This is a genomic window from Candidatus Dedyshia acidiphila (assembly GCF_051025295.1).
Lineage (GTDB): Bacteria > Acidobacteriota > Terriglobia > Terriglobales > Acidobacteriaceae > KBS-83.
The window spans coordinates 1-5,964 of the sequence record NZ_JBMGJV010000075.1; the positions used below are offsets into that span (position 1 = coordinate 1).

Sequence of the window (5,964 nt, forward strand, 5' to 3'; positions counted from 1 at the left end):
CCCCCCTTTGGGGTAGGCGTCCGGACGAACCGGGTAACCAGGAGGGGTAGCTGGGACGCACACAGCCGCACCGCTTCAATCAGCCTGTGGAAAACCGGGACGGGCGTGAGTTGGGGGCGCCGTGAATGGCAGATTCGTTATCAACTCCAGGAGCACTGGACCGCGACGGAGTACTCAGCGGCAAACGGCGATCGCAGCGCTGGGTGCGCCGCGATCGCGCTCGGCATTGACCTAATTCCGCTCCCAGAAGGGCGGCGGTTCGATGCCCAGTGAGCGGAGGTAGACATACCCCTGTCCGCGATGGTGGTTCTCGTTGTCGATCGCGTACTGGATGGTTCCGATGTTCGTGTTCTCCCACTTGCCAAACGCGGCCTCGACCTTCTGAAACTGTTCGACCGGGATAGCCGGGAAGATCGCGTTCAGCCCAGAGGTCTGCTCGTCCCACAGCGCAAGCAGCTCGGCCTTGGTGGTTGGCTTGGCGCGCGTGTACTCCTTCCACTCACCGGTCGCCACGCCCTCTACGACGGGAATCGTCAGGCACAGAAACTCCCACGCCAGCTCGCCAAACGGACGCATTCCGGCCACCGAGGAAGAGAAAAGTTTGTCCTCTGGGAAGGCGGCGATGGTGCGCCGGGTCAGCCGGCGGTGCCCTTGCCAGTGCTCAAGAAGGCTTTCGGCTGATATCACGCTGATCTCTGCTGTTTGTGTGGTCATGATCGATCTCCTTTGTCCGCCCGTTGGTGTCTGCTCCCCGAGGGCTGAGGACGAAGCTACGCATCATTCCCGACAGGCTCTGTCGTAATTCGGATGCACACTGTCATTTGTGTACGACCCGATCATGCGCGTGCTGACTGTGCTCGAGATCCTGCAGGCACGCGACCATGTCAGCGGATCCGAGCTGGCAGAGCGGCTGGAGGTGGACCTCCGTACCATCCAGCGCTACATCGTTCGCCTGCAGGATCTTCGGATCCCGATTCAGTCGGTGCGCGGGGCCGGCGGCTTCTACCGTCTTCGGCCAGGATTCCGGCTGCCTCCGCTGATGTTCACGGAGGAGGAGGCCTTCGCGCTGACACTGGGGCTTCGCGCACTGCGTCAACTAGGCCTGGCAGCCTTCGCTCCAGCCACCGAGGGCGCCTCTGCCAAGCTCGAACGCGTGCTGCCGGACGCGCTCCGCGAAAGCATTCAGGAGGTGGAGGATGTCATCGCGGTCGAACCGGGGCCGTGGGTCATCTCCACGCCGGCTGTCCTCCTGATGCAGATGGCAACGGCGATCCGGACCCGCCGGAGAGTGCATTTCGCCTACCGGGCTCACTCGGGCGCGCAGACCGTGCGGGCGGTGGATCCGTACGGAATCGTTCATGCCGATGGTCGCTGGTACGCAATCGGCCATGACCACGCGCGCACTGCGTTGCGCACCTTCCGGCTGGATCGCGTCACGGAACTGAGTCTGGGGACAGAGTCGTTCGACAGGCCGGCTGCGTTCGATCCCGGTAAACACTTGCAGGCCGGACTGCCGTTCGTTGAATCCGGTTTCCGTATCGACGTGTGGATCGACCTGCCGCACGAGGAGGCACAGCGTGTCTTTGCGCCCAGGCGGGTGGCGACCGAGGCAAAGGATGGCGGCACACGCGTCCGCTGCAGTCGTGACCGGCTGGAACTCTTCGCAGCGATGCTACTTAGCTTCGGGCGTCGCATCGTGGTGCACGAGCCCGCAGAGTTGCGGGCAGTGTTCGCGCAGATCGCCGGACAAGCGACCGAAGCCGCCAGTACACCGGAGCACGAAGTGTAACTCTTCGGGGAACAAATAGATTGGCTTACGGCAGAGCGAACGCCACGTACGCCGCACCCTGTGGCCCCCTGGTATCGCGAGCGCCGCTGGTGGCAATCACGATGTACTGCTTGCCATCGACCATATAGGTGCTGGGAGTGGCTGTGCCCGCATAGGGCAAATCGGCCTGCCAGAGCAGCTTTCCGGTGCTCGCCTCGAATGCGCGGAGCTTGCGGTCGTAGATCGTGGCCCCGATGAACAGCATGCCGCCCGCGGTGACGACGGGTCCGCCGTAGTTCTCGCAACCAGTGTTGGTCAGTCCGTGGGCTGCGAGCTCGCGGTACTCGCCTAACGGCACCTTCCAGAGATAACGCCCGGTGTTCAGGTCGATTGCATTCAGTGTGCCCCAGGGCGGCACGACCGCTGGGTAGCCGTCAGGATCAAGAAAGCGGCGATAACCGGTGAACCCATACTTCGGCCGCGAGCCATCCAGCGGAGCCGCGCTGGTCAGCTCACGCTTCTCAGCACCCGCGCCGACGGAGGCAGTCGCCGTGGTGGCAGGCGGTCCGAGGAAGCGGAGGAGTGCCGCGTTGTCGTCTGCCGTGAGCTTGGGAAAGCCGGGCATGCGGCCCTTGCCGTTGTGAATGTTGCTGACGATCTGCGCATCGGTAAGCCGCGTCCGCACGCCGACCAGTGCCGGATAGTTCGAAGGAGCGCCGAGGCGATTGTCGCCATGGCAGAGCGCGCAGTTCTTTTGATAGACCTTGGCACCAACCGAATCGACGCCGCTCTCGGGAGAGACAGACGCGGGATCCGAAGCAGCACCCCTGCCGGTCTGCACGAACTCCAGCAACTGCGCGAGGCGCTGATCCTGGATCGCAGGAAAGCCAGGCATGCGCCCTTTGCCGTTGTGCACGACCTCGGCAATCTGTGCCTGCGTCAGCTTCTTATCGATGTGGACCAGCGACGGAAAGGCTGGTGGGTTGCCGGTGCGATCCGCGCCGTGGCAGACCGCGCATTGCGTCTCGTAGGTGATGTAACCCGGGCTGCCGCTCTTGTTCTCGGTAAGGGCGCCGGTCCACGGCAGATCGTTGGCATTGATGTAGATCACGCCAGAGCGTGGATCCACCGCAGGACCACCCCACTCCGCACCGCCGTCGAAGCCAGGGAAGACCACGGTCTGCTGGTCCACCGCGAGTGGCACGAACTGGCCACCGCTCCGGAATGTCTTGAATTGCCGGACCGCCCACGCGTGGGCTGCTGGCGTGCGCTTTGTCAGCATGTCGGCCGTGAGTCGCTGCCGCGCAAACGGGGCAGGCGCGAGCGGGATAGGCTGCGTCCTTGCGGCCACTTCTCCCGGCACCGTTGATGCGGGGAATGCACGTTCTTCCACTGGGAACAGAGGCTTGCCGGTGACGCGGTCGAAGAGGAAGACGAAGCCGTGCTTCGTGGTCTGCGCCACAGCATCGACAGGCTTCCCATCATGCATCACGGTCACCAGGGCGGGCGGAGCAGGGAAGTCGCGGTCCCAGATGTCATGGTGCACATCCTGGAAATGCCACAGCTTTCTGCCGGTACTCGCATCCAGCGCCAGGAGTGTGTTTGCGTAAAGGTCGTCGCCGATTCTGTCGTAACCGTAGAAGTCGCTAACTGCTGAGCCGGTGGGCACAAAGACGATGCCGCGCTTGTCGTCGACCGACATGCCCGGCCAGTTGTTCGCGGCGCCAGCGGTGCGCCATGCTCCCGCGGGCCACGTCTCGTAGCCCTCTTCGCCGGGATGCGGGATCGTGTGGAAGCTCCAGGCCAGCTTGCCCGTGCGTACGTTGTAGGCGCGGATGTCGCCACGTGGCGCCGGGTTCGCCTCCGGTGCGCGGAAGCCGACGATGAGCACATCTTTGTAGAGCACACCGGGCGTGGTGAGCGCGACCGTGTTCTGCGTGTAGTCGGAGTCGAGGTCCTTGCGCAGGTCGAGGCGGCCGCCCTCGCCGAAACCAGCGATGGGCTTGCCCGTCTGCGGGTCGAGTGCATAGAGAAAGTTCATCACGTACGCGAAGAGCCGGCTCTCGTGCCCGTCCGTCCAGTAGGTGAAGCCGCGGCTCGGCTGCCGCGCGCTGATACCTGGATCAAACGTCCAGATCTGCTTTCCTGTCGCTGCATCGAGCGCGATGACCTGCAGGGTCGCCGTATAGCCGTAGAGCACGCGCCCGACGACCAGCGGGTTGACCTGCAGGCCGCCGTCCGTGCCGGCATTGAAGCGCCACGCCGGCTTGAGCAGATGCACATTCGCGGGTGTGATCTGCGCCAGCGGAGAGTAGTGCTCTCCGTTGGCGCCACCGTTGTAGGCGGCCCAGTCCTGCCGAGACGCTGCCGGCGTTATCGCTTCCTGCGCCGATGCGTGAGACGTCTTCTTAGGCGCTACCCACGCGAGCAGAACGGTCGCTGCTATGGTGAGTGCAATCCAGACCGATGCAGTTACGAACGCGGGAAGACGAGAGAGCCTCATGGGTCGTCAGCCAGCGTACTTGATGATCTGCATGAAGCCATAGTCCATGTGCAGTTGTTGATGGCAGTGCAGAAGCGAGTCACCCGGGTTATCAGCCACAAAGTCGACGGCCACGGTTTGCAAAGGCATCACGTTGATGACGTCTTTCAGCAGCCCGCTCAGTTGTGTGTCGCCGATGCGGGTCACCTCGAACCGGTGACGATGCAGATGCATCGGATGTTGATCGCCGCTCGCGTTCCGGAAGAGCAGTCGATAGCGCTTCCCGGCTTGCACGCGCATCGGCTTCACATGCGGCCACGCATCGCCGTTGATGGTCCAGGTGTCGAAGCGCGAACCGTTCAACGCACCCGCATCGCGAAAGGTAAGCGTGAATGTCTCGGCTGGCTCGGGCACCGGCGCATTGAGCGCGAATAGCGCGTAGTCCCACTCCGCGGAGAGGGGGTCGCGCCACACCGGTGTGCCGGTGCTGCCCGCATATTCCACGACGATGCCAAGGCCCTTGGCGCGCTCGGTGCGGATGGTCGAACCGAGCACCCACACACCCGGCGCATTCATCTCGACGATGGCATCGATGCGTTCTGCAGCAGCCAGGGACAGGATCTCGACCGAGCGCGGCGTCGGCACCGGGTTGCCGTCCATCGCGATCACGCGGAAGGTGTGCCCCGGCAGAGCGAGCAGCACGTTCTCCGTCGCGCTCGCGTTGAGCAGCCGGAAGAGTACACGCTGGCCAGGCCGCACCCGAACGGGCTCACCCGTGCCGAGCATATGCGCATTGACAGTTGCGTATTTGTAGCCGACATCCGACCCGCTCGTCTGCGGCACGTTCGCGGACTGCTGCCGCATGGTCTCCACCATGGGCACGAAGGACGGCTCCCAATGATGGATCGCCAGGTTGATCTCCTGATCGTAGTGCGGCGTTGGCGCGTTGCCCTCGACCAGCAGGAAGCCGAACTGACCCGAGTAGGTGCCAAGCGCGAGATTGTCCATCGCCATCGCATGCGAGTGGTACCAGCGCGTGCCTGCCGGCTTGGGCGTGAAGTGGTAGCGCAGTGTCCGGCCGGCTTGGATTGCGGGCGAGCCTTCTTCCATCGCGCCGTCCGGGATCGTGCCGATCGATAGCCCGTGCCAGTGGACGATGTCCGTATGACGCGTGGCGTTTGTCACATCGATAGTGACCGGAATACCTTCCCTGAGCCGCAGCAGCGGACCGGGCACCTCACCGTTGTAGGCAGCGGTCCTGATCGAGACGCCGGGCCCGATGTCCAGCGTGGTGTTCTCGATGCGAAGGTGATAATCCGGCGCCGCTGCGGCATGTGCGTCCGCCCACGTGCGCAGTGAGCCCTTCGTTGCGACCGTAGCGAGACTCGGCAGCCGTGCGGTTGCAAGTGGCCACGCTGCAGCCATGCCGGCGCGCTGCAGGAACTCCCGTCGATTCGACACATCCACTCCCAGGGGTCAGGACCAGAACCGAAGCGATGGGATCACGCGGACAAATCTGGAGTCAATGAACGAAGCAGGTCGCTGCTGGTCAGATGGCGAGGTTAGCAAAGGATGTGTGGTCCCGTCCTGAGCCGATGCCGCTCATACGACCGGAGAGACGCCTACCCGTGCGCATCGCCTGACGGCAGGTCGACGAGACGATCGCGGCGTCTAAGCTGGCAAAGAGCTAGCTCTCCGTGGTGCCCGGGGGGGG

4 protein-coding genes are annotated in these 5,964 nt (G+C 63.9%); 1 reads left to right on the forward strand and 3 read right to left on the reverse strand.

All coding sequences use genetic code 11. The features are described from left to right. Positions 1-231: 231 nt before the first annotated feature. Positions 232-714 carry a DinB family protein gene (locus tag AC5IJH_RS18125; protein WP_491904229.1) on the reverse strand — a complete coding sequence of 161 codons (483 nt, stop codon included), beginning with the start codon at positions 712-714 and terminating at the stop codon, positions 232-234. Between the two features lie 109 nt (positions 715-823). On the opposite strand from AC5IJH_RS18125, the gene AC5IJH_RS18130 reads away from it, so the two are divergent. Then, positions 824-1,789 (forward strand): helix-turn-helix transcriptional regulator, encoded by a 966-nt coding sequence (locus AC5IJH_RS18130; protein WP_491904230.1) that lies wholly within the window; start codon positions 824-826, stop codon positions 1,787-1,789. Positions 1,790-1,814: 25 nt separating this feature from the next. Here the strand turns inward: AC5IJH_RS18130 and AC5IJH_RS18135 are convergent, their stop codons facing one another. Both AC5IJH_RS18135 and AC5IJH_RS18140 read right to left on the reverse strand, forming a co-directional pair. After that, the gene (locus tag AC5IJH_RS18135; protein ID WP_491904231.1) at positions 1,815-4,271 is read right to left on the reverse strand and encodes a c-type cytochrome; all 2,457 of its coding nucleotides are present in this window, start codon (positions 4,269-4,271) and stop codon (positions 1,815-1,817) included. A 6-nt stretch (positions 4,272-4,277) separates the two neighbouring features. Then, a complete protein-coding gene (locus tag AC5IJH_RS18140) occupies positions 4,278-5,711 on the reverse strand; it encodes a multicopper oxidase family protein (RefSeq protein WP_491904232.1) in 1,434 nt (477 codons plus the stop codon). Positions 5,712-5,964: the final 253 nt, after the last annotated feature.

Excerpts from the sequence above, each read along its gene's own strand:
- AC5IJH_RS18125 (WP_491904229.1), bottom strand. The coding sequence starts at position 714 with ATGACCACACAAACAGCAGAGATCAGCGTGATATCAGCCGAAAGCCTT.
- AC5IJH_RS18135 (WP_491904231.1), bottom strand. The coding sequence starts at position 4,271 with ATGAGGCTCTCTCGTCTTCCCGCGTTCGTAACTGCATCGGTCTGGATT.